The organism is Paenibacillus sp. J22P143, assembly GCF_059692035.1.
Genome location: NZ_JCAUAQ010000002.1, coordinates 644709 through 664759 on the forward strand (window position 1 = coordinate 644709; position 20051 = coordinate 664759).

The 20051-nt window shown below is 43.1% G+C and carries 24 protein-coding genes, 1 pseudogene and 1 riboswitch; of the genes and pseudogenes, 14 read left to right on the plus strand and 11 right to left on the minus strand.

Annotated elements, in window-relative coordinates; all coding sequences use genetic code 11:
- Window positions 1-182 precede the first annotated feature (182 nt).
- A complete protein-coding gene (locus AC58PQ_RS06480; protein WP_497241135.1) occupies window positions 183-509 on the plus strand; it encodes a hypothetical protein in 327 nt (108 codons plus the stop codon).
- 150 nt (window positions 510-659) lie between these two features.
- Window positions 660-789: riboswitch (SAM riboswitch) on the plus strand.
- A 97-nt stretch (window positions 790-886) separates the two neighbouring features.
- Window positions 887-1369: a hypothetical protein gene (locus tag AC58PQ_RS06485; protein ID WP_497241136.1), complete on the plus strand. Its 483-nt coding sequence runs from the start codon at window positions 887-889 to the stop codon at window positions 1367-1369.
- A gap of 475 nt (window positions 1370-1844) precedes the next feature.
- On the opposite strand, the gene AC58PQ_RS06490 is transcribed toward AC58PQ_RS06485, so the two are convergent.
- From AC58PQ_RS06490 to AC58PQ_RS06505, 4 genes are all read right to left on the minus strand, one after another.
- Window positions 1845-2258 carry a VOC family protein gene (locus tag AC58PQ_RS06490; RefSeq protein WP_497241137.1) on the minus strand — a complete coding sequence of 138 codons (414 nt, stop codon included), beginning with the start codon at window positions 2256-2258 and terminating at the stop codon, window positions 1845-1847.
- An 80-nt stretch (window positions 2259-2338) separates the two neighbouring features.
- Entirely contained in the window at window positions 2339-2794 is a 456-nt protein-coding gene (locus tag AC58PQ_RS06495; protein ID WP_497241138.1) for a VOC family protein, read from the minus strand.
- A 31-nt stretch (window positions 2795-2825) separates the two neighbouring features.
- A complete protein-coding gene (locus tag AC58PQ_RS06500; protein WP_497241139.1) occupies window positions 2826-3158 on the minus strand; it encodes a DoxX-related protein in 333 nt (110 codons plus the stop codon).
- Window positions 3127-3285 carry an asparagine synthase gene (locus AC58PQ_RS06505; RefSeq protein ID WP_436237748.1) on the minus strand — a complete coding sequence of 53 codons (159 nt, stop codon included), beginning with the start codon at window positions 3283-3285 and terminating at the stop codon, window positions 3127-3129. The genes AC58PQ_RS06500 and AC58PQ_RS06505 overlap by 32 nt, the downstream gene beginning before the upstream one ends.
- 177 nt (window positions 3286-3462) lie before the next feature.
- On the opposite strand from AC58PQ_RS06505, the gene AC58PQ_RS06510 reads away from it, so the two are divergent.
- From AC58PQ_RS06510 to AC58PQ_RS06520, 3 genes are all read left to right on the plus strand, one after another.
- Window positions 3463-3894: a VanZ family protein gene (locus AC58PQ_RS06510; protein ID WP_497241140.1), complete on the plus strand. Its 432-nt coding sequence runs from the start codon at window positions 3463-3465 to the stop codon at window positions 3892-3894.
- Between the two features lie 136 nt (window positions 3895-4030).
- Window positions 4031-5326: an alpha-amylase family glycosyl hydrolase gene (locus tag AC58PQ_RS06515; RefSeq protein ID WP_497241141.1), complete on the plus strand. Its 1296-nt coding sequence runs from the start codon at window positions 4031-4033 to the stop codon at window positions 5324-5326.
- Window positions 5287-5682, plus strand: coding sequence for an alpha-glucosidase C-terminal domain-containing protein (locus AC58PQ_RS06520; protein ID WP_497241142.1), 396 nt, complete (start codon window positions 5287-5289; stop codon window positions 5680-5682). The genes AC58PQ_RS06515 and AC58PQ_RS06520 overlap by 40 nt, the downstream gene beginning before the upstream one ends.
- Here AC58PQ_RS06520 and AC58PQ_RS06525 read toward each other — a convergent pair.
- The gene (locus AC58PQ_RS06525) at window positions 5679-6221 is read right to left on the minus strand and encodes a PadR family transcriptional regulator (RefSeq protein ID WP_497241143.1); all 543 of its coding nucleotides are present in this window, start codon (window positions 6219-6221) and stop codon (window positions 5679-5681) included. The genes AC58PQ_RS06520 and AC58PQ_RS06525 overlap by 4 nt on opposite strands.
- Window positions 6222-6337: 116 nt before the next feature.
- Between AC58PQ_RS06525 and AC58PQ_RS06530 the strand changes: the two genes are divergently transcribed.
- Entirely contained in the window at window positions 6338-7468 is a 1131-nt protein-coding gene (locus AC58PQ_RS06530) for a serine hydrolase domain-containing protein (RefSeq protein WP_497241144.1), read from the plus strand.
- 263 nt (window positions 7469-7731) lie between these two features.
- Here the strand turns inward: AC58PQ_RS06530 and AC58PQ_RS06535 are convergent, their stop codons facing one another.
- The 4 genes and pseudogenes from AC58PQ_RS06535 to AC58PQ_RS06550 form a co-directional block, all read right to left on the minus strand.
- A complete protein-coding gene (locus AC58PQ_RS06535) occupies window positions 7732-8004 on the minus strand; it encodes a hypothetical protein (RefSeq protein ID WP_497241303.1) in 273 nt (90 codons plus the stop codon).
- Window positions 7987-8180: pseudogene (locus AC58PQ_RS06540) on the minus strand (SDR family NAD(P)-dependent oxidoreductase); the annotation flags it as partial. The pseudogene AC58PQ_RS06540 and the gene AC58PQ_RS06535, both read right to left, overlap by 18 nt.
- A gap of 49 nt (window positions 8181-8229) precedes the next feature.
- Window positions 8230-9378, minus strand: coding sequence for a PQQ-dependent sugar dehydrogenase (locus AC58PQ_RS06545; RefSeq protein ID WP_497241145.1), 1149 nt, complete (start codon window positions 9376-9378; stop codon window positions 8230-8232).
- 33 nt (window positions 9379-9411) lie between these two features.
- Window positions 9412-10194, minus strand: coding sequence for an SDR family oxidoreductase (locus tag AC58PQ_RS06550; protein ID WP_497241146.1), 783 nt, complete (start codon window positions 10192-10194; stop codon window positions 9412-9414).
- 273 nt (window positions 10195-10467) lie between these two features.
- Between AC58PQ_RS06550 and AC58PQ_RS06555 the strand changes: the two genes are divergently transcribed.
- The 7 genes from AC58PQ_RS06555 to AC58PQ_RS06585 all read left to right on the plus strand — a co-directional run bounded on the left by AC58PQ_RS06555 (window position 10468) and on the right by AC58PQ_RS06585 (window position 18079).
- Window positions 10468-11709, plus strand: coding sequence for an amidohydrolase family protein (locus tag AC58PQ_RS06555; protein WP_497241147.1), 1242 nt, complete (start codon window positions 10468-10470; stop codon window positions 11707-11709).
- Between the two features lie 31 nt (window positions 11710-11740).
- Window positions 11741-13336 carry a PucR family transcriptional regulator gene (locus AC58PQ_RS06560; protein WP_497241148.1) on the plus strand — a complete coding sequence of 532 codons (1596 nt, stop codon included), beginning with the start codon at window positions 11741-11743 and terminating at the stop codon, window positions 13334-13336.
- A 49-nt stretch (window positions 13337-13385) separates the two neighbouring features.
- Window positions 13386-14585: an amidohydrolase family protein gene (locus tag AC58PQ_RS06565; RefSeq protein ID WP_497241149.1), complete on the plus strand. Its 1200-nt coding sequence runs from the start codon at window positions 13386-13388 to the stop codon at window positions 14583-14585.
- A complete protein-coding gene (locus tag AC58PQ_RS06570; protein WP_497241150.1) occupies window positions 14582-15352 on the plus strand; it encodes an ABC transporter ATP-binding protein in 771 nt (256 codons plus the stop codon). The genes AC58PQ_RS06565 and AC58PQ_RS06570 overlap by 4 nt, the downstream gene beginning before the upstream one ends.
- The gene (locus tag AC58PQ_RS06575) at window positions 15349-16248 is read left to right on the plus strand and encodes an ABC transporter permease (protein ID WP_497241151.1); all 900 of its coding nucleotides are present in this window, start codon (window positions 15349-15351) and stop codon (window positions 16246-16248) included. The genes AC58PQ_RS06570 and AC58PQ_RS06575 overlap by 4 nt, the downstream gene beginning before the upstream one ends.
- Window positions 16249-16273: 25 nt before the next feature.
- The gene (locus AC58PQ_RS06580; protein ID WP_497241152.1) at window positions 16274-17266 is read left to right on the plus strand and encodes an ABC transporter substrate-binding protein; all 993 of its coding nucleotides are present in this window, start codon (window positions 16274-16276) and stop codon (window positions 17264-17266) included.
- Window positions 17267-17377: 111 nt separating this feature from the next.
- Window positions 17378-18079: an ankyrin repeat domain-containing protein gene (locus AC58PQ_RS06585; protein ID WP_497241153.1), complete on the plus strand. Its 702-nt coding sequence runs from the start codon at window positions 17378-17380 to the stop codon at window positions 18077-18079.
- A 65-nt stretch (window positions 18080-18144) separates the two neighbouring features.
- On the opposite strand, the gene AC58PQ_RS06590 is transcribed toward AC58PQ_RS06585, so the two are convergent.
- Window positions 18145-18513, minus strand: coding sequence for a DoxX family protein (locus AC58PQ_RS06590; RefSeq protein WP_497241154.1), 369 nt, complete (start codon window positions 18511-18513; stop codon window positions 18145-18147).
- A gap of 230 nt (window positions 18514-18743) precedes the next feature.
- Between AC58PQ_RS06590 and AC58PQ_RS06595 the strand changes: the two genes are divergently transcribed.
- Window positions 18744-19505 (plus strand): metallophosphoesterase, encoded by a 762-nt coding sequence (locus tag AC58PQ_RS06595; protein ID WP_497241155.1) that lies wholly within the window; start codon window positions 18744-18746, stop codon window positions 19503-19505.
- Between the two features lie 193 nt (window positions 19506-19698).
- Here AC58PQ_RS06595 and AC58PQ_RS06600 read toward each other — a convergent pair whose 3' ends face one another.
- On the minus strand, window positions 19699-19863 hold the full coding sequence (locus tag AC58PQ_RS06600) for a helix-turn-helix domain-containing protein (protein ID WP_497241156.1): 165 nt from the start codon (window positions 19861-19863) through the stop codon (window positions 19699-19701).
- Window positions 19864-20051: the final 188 nt, after the last annotated feature.

Consider the following 20051-nt stretch of genomic DNA (forward strand, 5'->3'; position numbering starts at 1 on the left):
TTGTTACATACTGACGATTTTTAATGTTGTAGTGATTTCTTTACATCTATCCTGTATTTCTTACAAAAATACACAGGAAATGAAATAAAGAGCCTATTTATTTACGACTATGTGAGGCTACACTTGGAACCAGAAGGGATAATCATTCTTTTGAGTTCGCAAAATTTGGTGGGAAAACAGGCTTGGAAATCCTCATGGAGGAATCAGACCCAGAAGCAATGGATTTCTTACTTGATCTCTTCTGGGTACTATCTGGAGGAGCAGATCCGATAGAATGGATAAATAAATTGAAAGGAAGAATGAAACTCGTTCACTTGAAAGATTTTGCAGTGATGAGTGATGGCGAACAGCGATTTGACTATGGGGAGGAGTTGATTCTGAAAAGTTATTATTGTGTTCAATGTAAAGTGCTGCATTTAAAATCTATTTCTCCAAAAGAAACAATCTTCAGATCTGGTTTTCATTGGATCGAGTCAGTTTTGTATCAAGTCGGTGTATGTTATAAGTAATTTATTATAGGAGCTACGCTTCGAGGATAAAAAAAGGTGCTCATGAAGCTGTATCATGAGTTTTATGAAACCGGATGATCAGGGAGTGTTAAATGCCTTGACACCAGAGAACTTTATAGTATTATAGAAATAATTGAATAATGTTGATTTTTCTTATCAAGAGCAGGTGGAGGGACTAGCCCTATGAAACCCGGCAACCGACAAACCTTTGTTAAAAAAGGAATGCACGGTGCTAATTCTTGCGGAAACGCTGATTTTAAGCGAATCTGGATGATAAGAGTGAGGATATGATTTTGAATTTTTATGACCTTTCTCTAACTCCAGAGAAGGTCATTTTTGTTTTCATTATCAAATACTAGTGTAATAGGAGGGATAGGATGTCGATCACATTACCTGACAATCTGCCAGCTTTGAAAAATTCGGGTATAGGTCTTTCGTATGAAAGTTTGCAGCATTGTAAGATTACTCATATAGAATGTTTTCGATTTGACATTGAGCTTACAGAAAAGATTTTAATGGAACACAGCCCTGATTATGTCTGTGGGCTACTTGCTATCTCTACTAAGACGGGAGCATGTGGGTTAATGGAATTTGCGATCCCATGTATAAACATGAAGTGTGATTGGGTATTGTGGGCTGCTCCTTTTCAGCGAATAAAAGGTCAAAGCTTGATCGAGAGTTTGAACTACGTTCGACAAAAACAAGCGGCATGGGGACATGAGAGATCTGAATTAATTGAGTCTGCATTAATGGACCTAACTGGAAAACTTGGAAGGTCATCAAAAAATAACGGGGATCAAAGATACTTGTGGGATCGAGCATACTTATTTGACCATACGCAATCGTACGTCTTGTTCTAAAAAAATCGACAAACTAGGTGAAGATTTGGAAGTCGTGATTAGCTTCGGAAACATCGGACGGATTTACGACGCACCATTTTTTATAAACAATAGTACAGGAACATTGGAAAAAGATAAAATTGAGCAGGTCATAAACAAGGTATTATACGAAGAAAAATTCAACCCAATTTATTATAACCAATTTAAGGGGTACGAGAGTTAATAATCTGTAGATAAGCAGGTCACTTACATGTGAATTGCTTATTTTTTTACTTCAAAACAGATGTAAGCTAAATATGCATATTAAATGTCATTCAACATTACAATAATACCGTTAAACGACATAATAAATTACAAAATATGCTATTTTTTATTTACAGCAGCACCTTAAACGATATTAATTAAGCGACAAAACAAGTTACAATTCACACCTTACGAAGGGGTGAAAAGGAGAAAAAAATAAGGGGTGAGATTCGCTCTCACCGCCTCATTCGTTTTACTGATTGACTGCATTAGAATCCATCCAAAACAGTTCCCATTGATGCCCGTCTAGATCTTGGAACGTACGCGTATACATGAAGCCGTGATCCATAGGCTCATTGTATGCTGTTCCGCCAGCTGCAAGCGCCTTATCGACGAGTGCGTCCACTTCTTCGCGGCTATCGAAGCTTAAAGCAACGATTACTTCCGTCGTTTTCGTAGCATCGGCAATCTCTTTTTTTGTAAATGTTTGGAAAAACTTCTCAACCAAGAGCATGGCAAAGATTTGTTCACTGATAATCATGCAGGTTGCATTTTCATTCGTAAATTGAGGATTGAAATCAAACCCAATAGCACGGAAGAAAGCGATGGACTTGTCCAAATCTTTTACAGGTAAATTCACAAAAATTTTATCCGCTTGAACTGCCACGATTGGATCACCTCGAAAAGTTATTTGTACTTCTCATATGATAATTGATCGTAAATCTGTGAGTCAAATGTGTGAGAGATTTATCCCTCGTAAGCTCGCTTGAGCGCGGCAATATCAATCTTCTGCATGCTTAGCATCGCCGTCATCACACGCCCTGCTTTCACGGGATCCTTGGTGTAGAGCAATTCTCCCAAAGTGGTGGGAATAATCTGCCACGATAATCCGAATTTATCCTGCACCCAACCGCAGCGCTGAGGTTCTCCGCCTTCAGACAGCTTCTCCCACAAGGAGTCGACCTCTTCCTGTGTCTCACAGTTCACGAATAAAGAGACGGCAGGGGTGAATTTGAAATGAGGGCCGCCATTTAAAACCATGAACCTTTGACCGTGGAGCACTAATGTACCTGAGATGACGGGTCCTTCTGGGCCAGAGCGATTGATACTTTCGATTTTGGAATCGCTGAAGATGGAGGTGTAGAAGTTCATTGCCTCTTCGGCATTGCCGTCGAACCAAAGGAAAGGTGAGATTTTTTGCATGTCAGCAACTCCTTTTTTTAAGATCATCGTATCACAAATTGCGAGCGGCATATACATTCGCGGGAAACATGGCGAGCAGCATAAGCATTAAGCCAATAGAAGCAGTAATAGACGTGATAGGAATCAGTATTCCGATGGCGCCCGCGATTTCTAAATATCCGGTGATCGATAGCCGATGGGTTAAAGCCGTCTTTTGCAGAAATGCGAGCTCAATGGTTGGATAAAGTGAAGCAACTTGGCGCGAAGTTAGCGTAAATAGTTGAAATAAACAAGCAGGCGCCAATGAAATGGCGCCTGCTTGTTTAACTTCAATGTTCGATGAGCTTACAAACCTAACGATGTTCCACCAAATCAATTGCTCCAAGAATCACATGAGCAACTCCAAAGCCTAGCACGCCGATACCAAGAAGTTTATACTTGCTTTTTAGCATGGTAGCACCAGATGCAGAAACGACAGTTCCAAGAACAGCAGGAATCAATCCCTCGCGCATGAACATCACTCCTCCAAGTTTGTTTGGTTTAGCAAGACAACGCTTAGTTTGCTTCAGAGTCATTTTCATATGCAGTATAAATAGCCATTTAATTTTGGGATATTTTGTAATGGGGAATGATATAAGATATAGTTTAGATAGGCTATGTACTCAAAAAGAATGATGGAGAGTAATCGCATGAAGATTTTCCTAGTTATCATTTGGGCGTTAATTCTGATTGTTTGTACCTGCAATTTAAATCTAGGGCTTCTCGTTAGGCAACATACCATGTACTTTGACTTTGACCCCAACCCGGATTTCTCCGAGATGTTGAAGTTTTTCGATTATAATCGGATTCATACCCATTGGGTTCTTGTGAAAATAGGTCACTTCATCGGCTTCGGAATGATGTATTTGCTTCTCTTTAATCTCTTGCAAAAAGTAAAGTCATCCATCATCCTCGCGATTATGTTCGCTGCGGCAACAGAGGTTCTTCAATTATATTTCCACCGCGACGGCAGGCTGTACGATATTGCTATTGATACTGCCGGTATTTTATTTGCGAGCTTTTTTAATTCAAGGATTGATACCTATACAGACCATAGGAATGATCAAATGTCGCTCAAGTGAGCGGCATTTTTTTGTACTGCAACACAATCGCATCATAACTGAGTAGAAACGGATATTGGCAGTCTTTTACAAGTCAGCTACGATGTAAGAAGGGAATATATATTCGTATTTTCAACTCATAAGGAGATGAACAACCATGCAGCATTTTCCTACAAAAGGGCAAAAAGGTGTACGATTCACGTATGACACGGATATTCAAATCGAAAGTGTTGCGGTAGCTGGGACCTTTAACAACTGGAATGGCGATAGAAACTTCATGAATAAGTTGAAGAATGAGAACGGCTGGGCGCTTGAATTAGCCATACCGAAGGGGAGGCATCTCTATAAATTCGTCGTGAATGGGGAAGCGTGGATTGTAGATCCTGCGAATCCAAGTGTTTCGGAAGATGGGCAAAATAATTCGGCGATAACGGTCACTGAGTTGGGCGACGTTTTGATCCGAACAAATGAGATCTCAGCGGATCAGCCTGGTTACATGTATGAAAATTTTACGGCTCTCCAAAGTCCTGAATGGATCCAGAAGGCTGTCATCTATGAACTTCATATTCGCGCATTTACTGAAAATGGCTTCAATGGATTGTCCGCTAAAATAGACTATTTCAAAAAACTCGGCGTGAACACGTTGTGGCTAATGCCTTTCAACGAAGTTGGGCATGTTGGTAGGATTGGTGTCTATGGCGACCCATATGCCGTGAAAGATTTTTATAGTATTGATCCAAGCTTTGGGACAAAAGAGGAACTAGCAGCATTCATTCGATTAGCTCATGAGAACGGGATGAAGGTCATTCTGGATTGGGTTTTGAACAGAACGAGTGTGGATCATATCATGACCAGAAGTCGTCCTGACTATTTTACACGGAATGAACAAAATGAGCTTTACTACGATGTGCCTAATCGTACCTATTTCGCGGGATTACAATTCGATAATCGTGACATGCGAAGCTATGTCATTGAAGCTATGAAGTATTGGGTCATTGAGTTTGATTTTGACGGTATTCGACTGGATGATTCAGACATTACCCCGTATGATTTCCTGACTGAAATCAAGCAGGCGCTGCAAGTGGTGAAAGCGGATCTCATCTTAATTTCACAGTCCTATGATGAATATCATCATCTTGAAGCTTGCGATTTGACCTACGATGGTAAGCTGCGCCTCCTAATTCGCGATTGGATGGATGGCACTATCATGCAAAGTGATTTCATTGCCATTTATAACTCTTTTACGTATAGCTTCCCTAAACATGCGCTCAGAATGAGTTGGCTGGAGGAGAAAGAACAATCACGAATAGCTTCTTATTTGGGCGAAAAGCATGCGGGCCCCGCTGCCACCATTTTGCTTACATTAGAAGGTGTTCCATGTTTGATGATGGGCCAGAGTTTAATGAGCCCACCTTGGAAACGTGGACTTCATTATTCGATGAATACCAACTGAATTGGCAGGAATTTGATGCGAAGATGTTCGAACACTATGCCTTTTTGATTCAGCTCCGAACGAGCAATCCAGCTCTTTGGAAGGGAGAATTGACGTTCATCCGTAATTCAGGTGACAAGGTATTGTCGTACACGAGGCAGTATGAGGGGGTTACTTATTTGATCGTTGTTAATTTATCGCCAGATGCTGTGAGTATTTGTTTTAACAATAGCCCCATAGCCGATGGATGTATCAGGGATAAGAATAATGTGATTTACCAAACGGGGGCGGACAGTCGTCCGATTTCGGATGACTCATCTGAACTATGGATAGATCGCTATGAGACGATGATTTTTAGCAAGACTGATTTGAATTAGGAAGGATTCGATGGCAGCTCGGCAAGTAGTTCCTCGAACCATTCCTTGGCAAAAGTATGAGAACGAATACCATAATGAAGCGTCTTGATTTGATACGCAAGGATTTCTGCATAAGGGGCTGGAACATGCATGTTCTGGAGCCCCTTGTCCATGTTCTGGAGTTCATTTTCTACCATTTCAATCTGTGTGATGATTTGCTTTAGTACAGCACGTTTATCCTCAACGGAATCGATTAATCCCAAAAAGAACACTTTAGCTAAGGCCGTGGATTCTAATCTGCTTGTAGGTATTTCTGAGCCCATCCAAGTATAGAAAGTCTCTTTTCCTTTGTCTGAAATGACATACACTTTTTTGTTTCGTCCGCGATCGACTTGTTCCTCATAGCCAATATCACCTTGTTGAAGTAATTTCTTTAGAGCCGTCTGTAAGCTGCCGTAACTGGCACTATAGAACAAGGCGATGCCTTGTTGAAATGCTTTGTTAAGCTCATAAACCGTTTGATTCTTCAAAATCAATAAACCGAGAATGACAAATTCCATATGGCGACTCCCCTTATTGGCGTTGACTTACGACTTGTCCGTACACTACGATTAGTTATATTACTAATAGTAACATTAGTCATTCGTGAAGACAATTGGTTCTGGGGAGGATCCATATGGCTATGTTTGTGCGAAAATCATGGAGTAATGAGGAAGCGTCAAAGCATCTCAATTCGTACTTCACGCGTTCACTTAAGAGCAGCCGCCATCAGACCGGATTACAAGTGTTGATTGAAAGTAGTGGATTTACTTATCGCTATGCCGCTGGGCAAATATCAGCGAGAAATGGCGCCGCGATTTCACCCAATCAGCCTTTTCATACGGCAAGTATTGGGAAGGTTTTTACAGCTGTGTTAATCATGAAATTGGCTGAGAGTGGTCATCTTTCGCTGCATGATCTTGTTGCAAGTTATTTATCACCGTCTGAGGTGGCGAATCTCTTCGTGTATCGAGATGTGGACTATGCTGATCAAGTGACGATTAAGCAGCTACTGGATCACACATCGGGTTTGGCTGACTATTTTGAAGATCCTGTCCTCTCGAAGCCTTCGTTTATGCAACGGATTGTTGCCAATCCCAATGAAATTTGGACACCGGATACATTGCTTGCATTTACAAGGACCAATCAAATGAACATCGGACCTCCCGGAACGCGCTATCATTACTCTGATACTGGCTATATCCTGCTAGGGCGAATTATTGAGCGTATCACGGGCTTATCCTTTAGCGACAACCTGCACAAGCACATATTCAGCCCTCTAAAAATGAACGATTCCTACTTGATGTTTTACTCGCAGCCGAAACATTCACCCGCGGAACCGATTCAAGATATTTGGCTGAAAAAGGTTGAAATCAGCCGGTATCCTAGCTTAAGCTGCGACTGGGCGGGGGGAGGCATCGTGACGACTCCGCAAGATCTTCTGCTTTTTCAAAAAGCACTCCTGAATGGTACCTGCGTCAATGCCGCATCGTTACAGGCTATGACAATCTTCACGCACAAATTCCGAAACGGTATTCATTATGGATTGGGGATGATGGAACTCCATTTTGAGGAATTTTTCTTCTTGCTCAGAGGATTACCAAGGCTCCAAGGGCATAGCGGGATTCTGGGGACGCATATGTTCAGCCATCCTGAAACCGAAACGCATATCGTCATGAATTTCGGTTCCAGTACGGCGATCATTAGAAGCTACAAGGCTTTGATAGAAGTGGTGACGACGTTGAAAAGGATGGGAAAGTTGGCGTAGCTGACTTAGAGGCTAGCCGCCAGTATTGAAACAGTCATGCCACCGCCGCACGTAACCCCTGAATCCTAACGGACACAGGAGACGTTATTTGGCTGAAATTGGCCATTCGTGATCGCTAACGGACACAGATGACGTTATTGACCATGTTTCACGCATTTATCAGCGGATCATGATCATTTAAGGTCTCTAGTGTCCGTTAGCTTCTGTAGAGACCTTTATTTGATGAAATAAGGTCTCTTATGTCCGTTAGGACATCAGCGGTTCTACCAAGGCAGGGGTTCCGCTTTATGAAAGAATCCACCTGATGGACCGTCAGCAGGAAGTGTAGCCAAATATACAGCAGTCTCGGCGCCTTCATGGATTTCCATGAGGGCACCTGGTCCACCCATGTCCGTTTTTACCCAACCAGGGTGACAAGCATTTACTTTTAAGTTGGTTCCTCTGAGTGTAATCGATAGCTGTGCCGTCCCCGCTTTGTTAACGAGAATGTCTAGTTTCGCATATTCCTTCTCAATCTTCGCGACAACTTGCTGGATTTGCTGAGGATCGGTCACATCAAGTTCAACGGGTAAGCTTCGATTTCCTCTTCACGCAGCTGCTTAGCTGCGCTCTCCGCCTTAGACAAATCACGGGCTCCGAGAAGCACGATGATCCCTAGCTGCCCAAGCTGCCGACCAATTTCTAAGCCAATTCCCTTATTAGCGCCTGTAATTCAAGCCTAATGAAAGGAGAGCATGTGACTGGCCACCCCACCAATACAGTTAAACTATTTTCATGATCTTTCCATCTTGCGTGCAAAGGTAAAGCTCTCCAGCCGCATCCGTGCCGAAGGAAGCAATATTCAAGCCTGATTCTAGCAAGGTTTTGTTTGTGACAGTTCCGTCACTACTTTGGGTTAAAGCCCAGATTTTACCCGTACCATAATCCGCATACACGTAGGAACCAGTAAGCTCAGGCAGCTTTTTGCCCCTGTACACGTAACCTCCAGTTACCGAGACGCCTTGATCGCGACCATAGGTATACAGCGGCTGCTCTAAGCCGGTCTTATTGCAGCCAACCTTCGGTTCGTAGCATTCGAATCCTTCTTGGATACGCCAACCATAGTTTTTGCCTTTTTCCACGATATCAATTTCTTCGAATCTATTTTGGCCAACATCTGCTGCCCAGAGCTTTCTAGTAACGGTATCAAAACTGAAACGCCAAGGATTCCGCAGTCCGTAGGCATAGATTTCCTTAGCCCCTTTGTTGATAAAAGGATTGTCAGCGGGGATTGCATAAAGCAGCCCATTTGCTTGTTTATCAACATCTATACGGAGTATTTTTCCTAGTAAAGACTGCAAGTTCTGGCTGTTATTTTGGGGATCACCGCTGCTGCCACCATCGCCAGTTGCTATGTATAAATAGCCATCAGGTCCGAATGCTAATTGCCCACCATTGTGATTCGGGTAAGGTTGCTTAAAGGTTAGCAGCACTTGTTCACTTTTCGGATCCAGAAGAGCAGGGTTAGTGGAATCAGCCTTATAACGCGCGATTACCGTATGGGTCTCCGTTGTATAGTTGACGTATGCTTTAGTCGGATCCTTCGGGTGGAAGGCCAGTCCTAATAAACCTTGTTCATTTCCGCTATCGTTGACGCGATCGGTAATATCTAAGATGAGTGTCGGCTTTTCCTTCGGCGTATTGGTATTCACGCTCATGATCCGACCGGGCTGCTCAACGATGTACAACAAATCCGGTTTACCAACGCGATGCTCAAGCCCAACGGGGCGCTCAAAGGTTGTCGGCTCGAAAATGTTACTTAGCGAAATGCCACTCGCTGTCGTGGAAGGCTCTGAACCTTTTGACCAGAAGCAGGCTGTAAGTATGACCATCATGAATAGGCTCATCGATGCAAGGCTGTAACGCTTCATTAGTATCAACCACCTTAGTGAAAGGTCAGATCGCTATTCCTTAGTATATGTCAGCATACTGTCGACGGGTTTACTAAGCTGATTCAAAATAAACTGAGGCGCGATTCGACTCATGAGCTTCAGCGCATTGCTTTGGCCAGGCCGGATTTCCAATCGATCCTGTTGTAAACCTTTGATCGTCTGTCCGACTAGTTCGGTGACAGCCATTGCCTTTACACCGCTCATGTCATCAGCATCGAACGAATCAACTAACGAAGTCTGCGTTAAGGGAGGAGCCAATTCAAACACTTTGATATTGGTATTTTTGAGCTGTACTCGCAACGACTTCGTGAAGGAATGAAGACCAGCTTTCGTTGAACAATAAACTGGCGAAATCGGCAATGGTACAAAAGCAAGTCCAGATGAAACATTCATAATCGCAGCGGATTTCTGCCTCTTTAAATGCGGCAGAAATTGTTTCACCATTCGGATCGGACCGTTGAGATTCGTTTCTACTTCGCGACTGATATCGTTGAGATCGGTTTCTTTGTCATGAAGGTTGATCTTGCGCATAATCCCAGCATTATTGATCAGAACATTTAGTTGTGGAAATTCACTTATTACATTTTCGAAAAGGTCTGTAATGGCCTGTGGATCACTTACGTCACTCATAATGGTATGTACCCCTGGCAACTTCTTCTTTGCTAAATCCAGTCTAGTTTGATCTCTTCCGGTAATAATGACCGTGTTTCCAAGTTTAAGTAACTGTGAAGCAAGTTCGAAGCCTATACCGCTTGTTCCGCCAGTAATAAGGATTACGTTGGTATCCATTTTCATATATGAAATGCTCACCCTTCCCATGTGTGTGAAATTAGTTTTCATTACAGTCTTATTGTACAACAAGAAAAAAGGGATGAATATACAAGTAGTCCACGATTAAATGTCATATATACTAACATATAAATTAGGAATATCACAAAAACGAACCTTGTTTTGTACATTTTCACGATATAACTTACATTTAATTGACGATTATCAACGAAAGCACCTATAATTTTAAATATAAGAAAGAAAATGCGGCATAAAACATAACATAAAGTGGTGATTCGATTGGAGACAGAGCTACGGATTCAACGGTTTGCAAATCCAAATTTCAACACCCTGATGGATATCGGTATCCGCAATGGCGTCATTGTTTACTTGGCTGAGCATCAGCAAGAGGCGCTGCTCCCCGTTTCTGATGGCGTGATCGATGCAAATGGCCAAATTCTGCTGCCAGGCTTCGTCGAGTCTCATATTCATCTGGATAAAGCTTTTCTGCTGAATCAAATGAAAGAAGAGGTTGTGAACATTGAGCAGGCGATCGCAACGACGTTGCGACTGAAGCAATCGTTCACGACGGCTGATATGGAGAAACGCTCGATTCAGGTCATCGAACAGGCCATTGCTCACGGTGTGACTCATATGCGGTGTCATGCTGATATTGATCCCATTATTAAGTTGGCTGGTTTTGAAGTCATGCTCAAGTTAAAAGGGCAGTTTCAAGAAATGATCACCCTGCAGGTTGTGGCTTTTCCACAGGAAGGGATTTTCAAACAGCCAGGAACAAAGGATTTACTGGAACGCGCGATGGAGCTAGGAGCGGACGCGATTGGCGGCATTACCTATAATGATCTGGATTTACAAGAGCATTTAGACTACGTGTTTTCGCTTTCTAAGACGTATAACAAACCAATTGATCTTCATGTCGATTTTTCCGATGATCCGCAGATGCTAGCTATTCTGGATGTCATTCGGATGACGCATGGTTATCACATGCATGGGCGCGTAAGCGTTGGACATTTAACCTCACTAGGATCGGTGCCGCGCGAGCAGGCGAAACAGATTTGTAAAGAAATAGCCGAAGCGGGCATTCATGTCATGACACTTCCAGCAACGGATCTTTACTTGAATGGTCGGGGGGATGAGTACCGCGTTCGCCGAGGGCTAACTCCTATCGAGCTTCTGCTCGAAGAGGGGGCGAATGTGATATACGGCAGTAATAATATTCAAAACGCCTTTACTCCTTTCGGTACCGCGGATCCGCTCGATATTGGCCTGCTTTTAGCGCAAACCGCTTATATGGGCTCAGAGCAGGATGCTAGGGTGTTAATTGAAATGATAACGACCCGCGCAGCGAAGGCCCTTGAAATTTCTAATTACGGTCTGATGCTTGGTGCAGATGCGGATTTGGTACTATGTGATGCCAAGGATATTCGCAGTACCATTTATAACCGATCTGACAGGTTAGCTGTTTGGAAAAAAGGGAAGCAAGTGGCGTCTACGGAAAAAAGAGTCACCTTGTTTAGCTGAACGTAATCGCAAGCCGAGAGGAGTGATCCAGATGCATCTTACTGTGGAAGAAGCACTAACGATTTATCCGTTATCTCATGCTAAGGTGGTTGCCGGGGAGAAAGGACTTTCCCGTATTTTGAGGTCGGTCAATGTGATTGACTGTCCAGATATATGCGATTGGGTGAAGTCAGGCGAGATGCTTTTTACAACGGCATTTGTCATGAAGGATCACCCGGAGCTTGCATTACAATTATTGCGCAAAATGAATGAGAGAGGGGCTTCGGGGCTTGGAATTAAGGTTGGACGTTTCTGGAGCGAAATCCCGGAGGAAATCGCCAATGAAGCGAACCGCTTGAACTTTCCAATCTTAGCGTTACCCTACGAATTTACCTTTTCAGATCAAATGGATGCCTTGTTTAATGCCGAACATGCCAAAACAACTAAAAAACTGCGCGGTGTTTTGGAAAAGCAAAAGCAGCTGATGCAGTTTGCGTTCAAGCCCATCGATCGCGCCAATATGTTTCACATTATTTCAGGTATTTTGACGAATCCCATAGCCGTCATTGGAGCTCGTGGACATGTGTTATTTAACAATAGTATCTGGACCAATGAGTCTCTTTTACTCCAATGGCCATGGAATAGGAATGTTCAGTGGGAGGGCTCTGGAGATGAGCGCAGCTTTCGAATCCCTATGTTGGTTGGTCAAGAATGTGTGGGCTTCTTGAAAGTTTTTATGAACCATCCGCTGATCATGAAGGAAGAGGAAGCACTGTTCCAACACGCAGCGGAAATCCTAACGCACCAGCTAGGTGTGGATTTACAAGGCCCAAATCATAAGGATTCATCTCGCGAGTCTGTAATAGGGGAACTGTTCAATGCGTTTTTTCAAAAGGAGATTTCGTTCCACGACTTTAGCAAAGGGTGGGAGGAACATCATCTCTCCGTGTTGCACGGCCACTATCAATGTGTACTGACGACGATTCCCAAAGATCATCCGCATCCCGCTAAAACGATGAATGAAGCCCGTCAGGAACTGATATTTAATCCGCTTCTGCAGCATTATGAATCTATACATGTTTATATTCAGGAAGGTTTGTTTTCCATCTATGCTCTGCCTAGTGAGGAATTATCCCGTAAGGGAGAATGGTTAGCTTCCTTGTCCTCTAGTATGACTAATCTTGCTCATTCCGCTGAAGGGAAAGGCTTGAATTGCTGGGTGAGCCGGCTGAAAGAGGGGCAGGTGCATGTAAATGAGGCCTACAAAGAATGTTTGCACACACGCCATATCTCACAGCGATTAGGTTTGAATCAAATAGTGTTGGAAATTGAAACGATTGAGCTGTACGCGTTGTTTCAAGAGCTTTCGTCTGAGACCATGCGCAAATATGTAGAGCATATGCTGGAGCCGCTGTCTGGTAAAGACCATGAGCTTGATCAGGAGTTAATCCAAACCTTGGAGGTTTACTTCGCGTGTGATGGATCGATTAACGAAACAAGCCGACAGCTGTTTGTTCACCGCAACACGGTTACATATCGGCTGGAGAAGATAGGAGATTATCTACAGTTAGATTTTAAGAAAATGAATGATTTACTGAGAATAAAGCTGGCTTTTATGTTCAAAACCTACTTGAAGAACGCCAGATAGCGCAGCAGAGCTTGAAGTGATATTTTGCAGGAAGAAGGGGGGATCGAATATGGGGCAGTGGTTAAGCAGGGTGAATGTGAACGAGGGGATACGTTCTATGTATTTGGATCAAGGGAAGATTGCGACCATCCTTCCGATTGGACAGTTGCCGCCGGCAGGTGAGCCTGCATGGGATACACAGGGGTTGCTGCTGCTTCCAACCTTAACGGATTATCACGTTCATCTCGATAAGTCTTTTCCAGAGGATCGCTGGATTCCAAGACATAAAGTCAATTCGCTATACGAGCAATTTCAGATGGAAAAAGATTTGCTCGCCCCCTTAAAGCAAGGACAAAAAGAACGTGCTCGCCAAACACTGCAGCGCATGTTGGATTATGGAACAACCGCGCTAAGGGTGCATGTGGATATTGATCCTGACATTGGGCTAAGTCACTTAAACATGGTGCTTGAGCTCAAAGAGGAATTTAAAGCCAAGCTCCACATGGAGATTGTGGCCTTTCCGCAGCAAGGATTGATCCGATCCAACTCCGCGAACTTGATTAAACAAGCGATGCGTGAAGGTGCAACAGTAGTCGGAGGTGTAGACCCTGCTGGCGTGGATAAAAATATTGAAGCGTGTTTGGATACGATTTTTAATATCAGCGTTGAGTTTCAGGCTGAGGTCGATATTCACCTCCATGATCCCGGACATCTTGGACTGTTTACAATAGAACGCATAGCCGCGTATACGGAACAAGCGGGCAAACGTGGAAAGGTTGCGGTTAGTCACGCTTACTGTCTTGGCGAAGTCGGAGAGAGTGAAGCATTGGAGACGGCGCAATTATTAGCTGCCCAAAATATCGCCATTGTGACTAGTGTACCAATTGATACGGCTATGCCGCGGGTTGCGGGACTCACCTCTCAAGGTGTGCGAGTCTTTGTTGGTACGGATCATACTGGATTCGATGCGTGGACACCATTTGGGCATGCCGATTTGTTAAGCAGAGGAAGAAGAATGGCGGAGAAGTACATTTGGAATACCGATCAGCAATTGCTGCAGCCTTATCACTATTTATCCTCTTCACCTATTCAAGTTCAAGAGGGGGCGAAAGCCGATTTTATGCTACTCGATGCTTTAAATCCTCAGCATGCTTTGGCCGCAGTCCCTCCACGAGAAATCGTGTGCGTGAACGGAATACCCGTGGCCGGAAAACAATTAGGATCGAGTTGGCATGTTAATTCTACTGCGAATAGGGAGAGATGCTTATGAATGGAGCGGCAACAATCCAGTTGGAGAGAGTGTCCAAACGATATGAGACAGGGACACATGCCCTGCATGGCATCGATCTAGCTATTGGTGAAGGGGAGTTTGTTTCTTTAGTAGGTCCTTCAGGGTGTGGTAAATCCACGTTGCTGCGGATCATGGCAGGGCTCGGGCATGCAACAGAAGGAAAGGTTTCCGTGCTTGGCAGTGAACCACAGCTGTCGCTCCAGACGAACGGGCAATTGGGCTTTGTGTTCCAAGAAGCCAATCTCATGCCTTGGCGAAGTGTGCTTCGAAATGTAGAGCTGCCTCTGGAACTAAGAGGGATTGATAAGAAAGTGAGACGCGCTGAAGCGGAAAAGGCTTTGGATATGGTCGGACTTAGTTCCAGCAAGCAGCTTTACCCAAGGCAGCTGTCCGGTGGGATGAAGATGCGAGTTTCGATAGCACGTGCCTTGGTCTCCCATCCGAAGATACTATTCATGGATGAACCCTTCGGCGCTCTGGATGAAATGACGAGACATCATCTGCATCAGGAGCTGCTGGAGATCTGGATGAAATCACGTATTACGATTGTTTTTGTGACACACAACGTATTTGAAGCTGTCTTTTTATCCAACAAAGTGGTGGTTATGCAGTCGTACCCGGGACGTGTTCACAGCATCGTAGATGTGGCGGCTCCGTATCCGCGTGATGATGAGTTTCAATCCTCTGCCGCTTTTGGTGAGTGGGTCCATCAGGTTTCTACTGCCTTGAAGGGGGCTAAGCGATGAATAATGAGGTTTCTCTGAAAGGAAGAGCAGCCATGAATCCAATCCAAGCGCACACGAAAGCTAGCAGCAGCCTAGAGGGAAATAAGGTGGAAATGCCTCCAAATCGGCGTATAAAAGGAGTACTAGAATGGGGAGGTCCTCCGCTGGTATTAATGCTTGGCGTTGTTATTATTTGGCAGCTGGTAACCATGTATTTTCAAATTCCTAAGTATATATTGCCAGCGCCCACTGATATTTGGCAGGCAGCGATGGAAAAGAAGAAGCTCTTGTTACATTCAACACTGAATACTTGCTTCGCCGCACTTATTGGGTTCTTACTAAGTGTCATCTTGGGTAATGGCATTGCTCTTCTCATGTCATTCTCCAAATGGATTCAACGCAGCTTATATCCATATGCTGTTGTTTTACAGACGATTCCGGTCGTGGCGATTGCCCCCTTGATTGTCATTTGGTTTGGCGCCGGTTTTAATTCGATTGTCATTATCTCCTTCATTGTTGGTGTATTTCCCATTATATCGAACACGAACCTGGGATTAACCGCTACGGATCACAACCTCATCAACCTGATGCGCATGTACAATGGGACCGGATGGAAAATGCTATGGAAGCTGCGGATCCCCTTTGCGATGCCTTACATTTTGGGAGGTATGAAAATATCTTGTGGTCTAGCTGTTATTGGAGCTATCATTGGCGAATTTGTGGCAGGAATTGGAGGTAAAAAAGGGGGGCTGGGCATAGCGATCACTTCAGCAGCGGTCCAAATGCAAACTTCTTATTTATTCGCTTGTGCGATCACCGCTTCTTTACTAGGTATGATTTTCTTTGTAGGTATTGCGTTGCTATCACATATGGTTCTGCGGAATTGGCACGAATCGGCAATCAAAACAGAAAATTAAAAGAGGGATAAGGGGAGATTGAACAATGAAAACGATGAAAAACACGAAGGCGTTGGCCATACTGGCTGTTATGACATTGGCAATTACGGCATGCGGAAGTAAAACGGAAACGGCAGGGAAGCCTGCTGAGATGGAGAAAGTTACCCAAACGATGAGCTGGTTCGCTCAACCGGAGATGGGTGGTCATTATGGGGCATTAGCTGGTAAAATTTACGAAAAAGCGGGTCTGGAAGTTACGCTTCAGCAAGGTGGACCTCAAGTGTCCAACGTACAGTTGGTTGCCTCAGGTAAAGTGCAATTCGCGATGGCGAATGCAGATGAAGTCGTGCTAGCTCGCAAAGAAGGCATTCCTGTTAAGGTTATTTACGCTAACCTGCAAAAGAACCCTCAAAATCTGATCTTTCATAAGAGCTCGGGGATAAAAAAGATTGAAGATTTGAATGGACGCAAAGTGTACACGGCAACAGGCTTCCCATTCTGGCAATATCTGAGTTACAAATACAAATTAAATAACGTACAGGTTCAAAATTACACAGGCTCCCTAGCTGGGTTCACGGCAGATAAAGATTCGGTCACACAAGGCTTTGCTACCAATGAACCTTATGTATTGAAGCAGCAAGGTGTTGATGTTGATTGGCTCCTAAATGCAGATTTGGGCTATAATCCGTACGGGAACGTCATCATAACCACAGAGGATATGATCAAGAATCACCCGGATATGATTAAGAAATACTTGAAAGCCACGACAGAGGGATGGGATTACTACTACGCTCATGCCGATGAAGTGAACAAAGCGATTAACGGCGTGAATCCGGACTACAAGTTGGATCATCTCGCAGATGCGCAAAAGGTAGCGAAAGATCTCATTTTCGGCGGAGATGCCAAAGACCATGGGGTTGGGTACTCGTCAGAAGAACGCTGGACAACGCTTGTCAGTCAAATGAAAGAAGCAGGCTTAATTACGAAAGATATTGCAACCAAGGACTTGTATACGAATGAATTTTTACCGAAAAAATAGGTGGGTAACTACGAAAGGTGCGAAGAATATTTCTTCGTACCTTTTGTTGTTTCGAAGAGAGAAGGGATAGGTTAATATAAGAGGAGTTGGTGAAAGGTGTGAGATCTAGAGGTGCTTCAAGCGATCATTGTGATGTTTATGTTGGTTATGTTTCAGACTGGTTGTGAAAATAAGATCGAATCCATTGGTCATGAGGAAAAGGATGTGAAAGCATTGACTGCACAGTTGTTTGTTGCAGCAGAAAAGGGGAATTCAGCTGAAGTTCTCAAGCTGCTTAAAGTTGGCGCTTCAGTTAATAGTCAGGATGAACGGGGCCGTACGCCTGTCATGGCTGCTACGCATCGTAACCAAGTCGATACCGTAGAAGTGCTTATCCAGGCAGGTGCTGATATACATATTCGGGATAACATGTTAGATAATCCATTCCTCTATGCAGGCGCCGAAGGACTGCTGAGCATACTCAAGCTAACCATTGAAGCGGGTGCCGACACGAAGATAACAAACAGATACGGGGGAACCGCCTTAATCCCCGCCGCAGAACGAGGGCACGTGGAAGTGGTAAAGGAACTGTTAACACGGACTGACGTGAACGTGAACCATGTGAACAATCTCGGTTGGACTGCTTTGATGGAAGCCATTGTGCTTAGTAAAGGTGGAGTTAACCATCAAGAAATTGTTCGTTTATTAATTGAACATAGGGCAGATGTGAATATTCCGGACAAAGAGGGCGTCACACCCCTCCGGCACGCTAGAACGCGGGGGTTCAAAGAAATAGAAGCGCTATTGGTGCAAGCCGGAGCTCGCGATAAGTGACAAACAAAACCCGCCTGAATGGATATAATCCACTCAGGCGGGTTTTGTGTTACATAGATTTGAACTTACTTAAAAGGATGGGACAGTTCATCCGCATATAAGAGTACTACAGCTATAGCTATGATAAGATTCAAGATAGCCGGGAACATTTTCCCGAACGGATGTTTGACTCTGAAATGCGAGAGGATCGCAATTAGCATCATAATGCCTATGAATATTCCGCTCCATGCGGCAATCCCTGGATACCAGTAGCCGATAATCAGACCTAGGCAGCCTATAATTTGAAAATAACCCGTAATAACGCGGAACCACTGCGGAAGCTTAACCGAATCGAACAGATCAACCTGATGCTTGGCTCCTGTAATCTTGCTTACGCCAAAGAAGGCCATGGAGAAAAGCAACCAACTTTGCATAACGATGGACAGTATATACATTTGAATCCACTTCCTTTTTAATTATTAAGTATTCGACACCGAAAAGTGTCCTAATTTCATACTGTTATAATATAACACCATTAGGTGTCCTGTAAAGTAATTAAGTAGATTATTTTATTTTGATAGAACAAAGACTTGAAAGCACTTACAACAAAGAGGGATATTCCAGATTTATCTAGAATAAATATTACTTCAACAAAATGAATCTTCTATGTGAGGAGAATGGTGAAGTGATCTATTTATACATAGTGATTCTAATACTCTTGTTTTATATTACTTTTATCTTACCTACACAATGGCTAAAAATTGAACGGATTAAATATCCGCTGGATTTAAATTTAAAAATCCTGCAAATTAGCGACTTGCATGTAGAACGATTAAGAATAAGTCCTACAAAAATAGCCACTATTATCAATGATGAAAAACCAGACCTTATATGTATTACAGGTGATTTTACCAGACGTCGTAAAAAGCTCTTCAAACTAGAAAAGTATCTAAGAGCTATGACAATAGGTAATGTACCTATTTATTGTGTACTCGGCAACCATGATTATCAGCAAAAGAATGTCATGGATTTAATCAATCTATTGAGGAAGTATGGATTATATGTATTAAGAAACGAATCGGTACAATTAGATCAATTTGATTTAATTGGCATTGATGATTTTGATTCAGGTAAGAGTAACATAGAAGCATCGTTTCAAAATGTTGATCCAACTACAACTAAAGTCATTATTACGCACGATCCTAACGTCGTTTTACATTTAAACAAGAACTACGAATATTTAATGGCTGGACATCTACATGGCAAACAATTTAATATTCCATTTTTGTTTAGAATGAAAGACTCGGGTAAATTGCCTCGAATGGGGATATATAAGGGTCTACATAATAATCAATATGGGGCTTACTACATATCTAAGGGAATTGGGCAGACGGGTATTAATGCAAGATTTTTAGTCAGAAGTGAGATAACGATGCACTATTTATAACTTGAAACACGGATGAGCCCTTCTTGTGTTGAAAAAAGAAAAGACGCCTCCCCCTCAGAAAATCCTCCTCCAAGCAGAAGGATTCACTATAAGGGAGTAGCGTCTTTTTTTAATAATTTTGATCGGTATAAGGGCGATTAAAATTCCTAATGTTGCGAGATTCCGTAGACTCAGGTATATAGTTGGAAATCACTCACTCATTATCCATTTTTCCGGAAATTTTATATTGGGAAAGCGGCATGCCAAAATATTTTTTGAACATGGTATAGAAATAGTTTGTTTCTTCCAGTCCACACTTCATGATGATTTCCTTCGTGGACAAATTGTTTGTATCTAACAAATGTTTGACTTGTGCCATTCTAACGTTGAATTTAGGATCAGGGATCAGCTTTATTGTATTTAGGAGTAAAGGATAGTGGGCATGAAATGGTAAATTTCAGCCCTTTGTCCTTTTTTCTTACCAGATTTGCCGCATTTCTATTAAATTTTGAGAAATGTTTAAAAAATGAAGTCAGCCTGCTCCATTATTCAATGAATTATTATTTT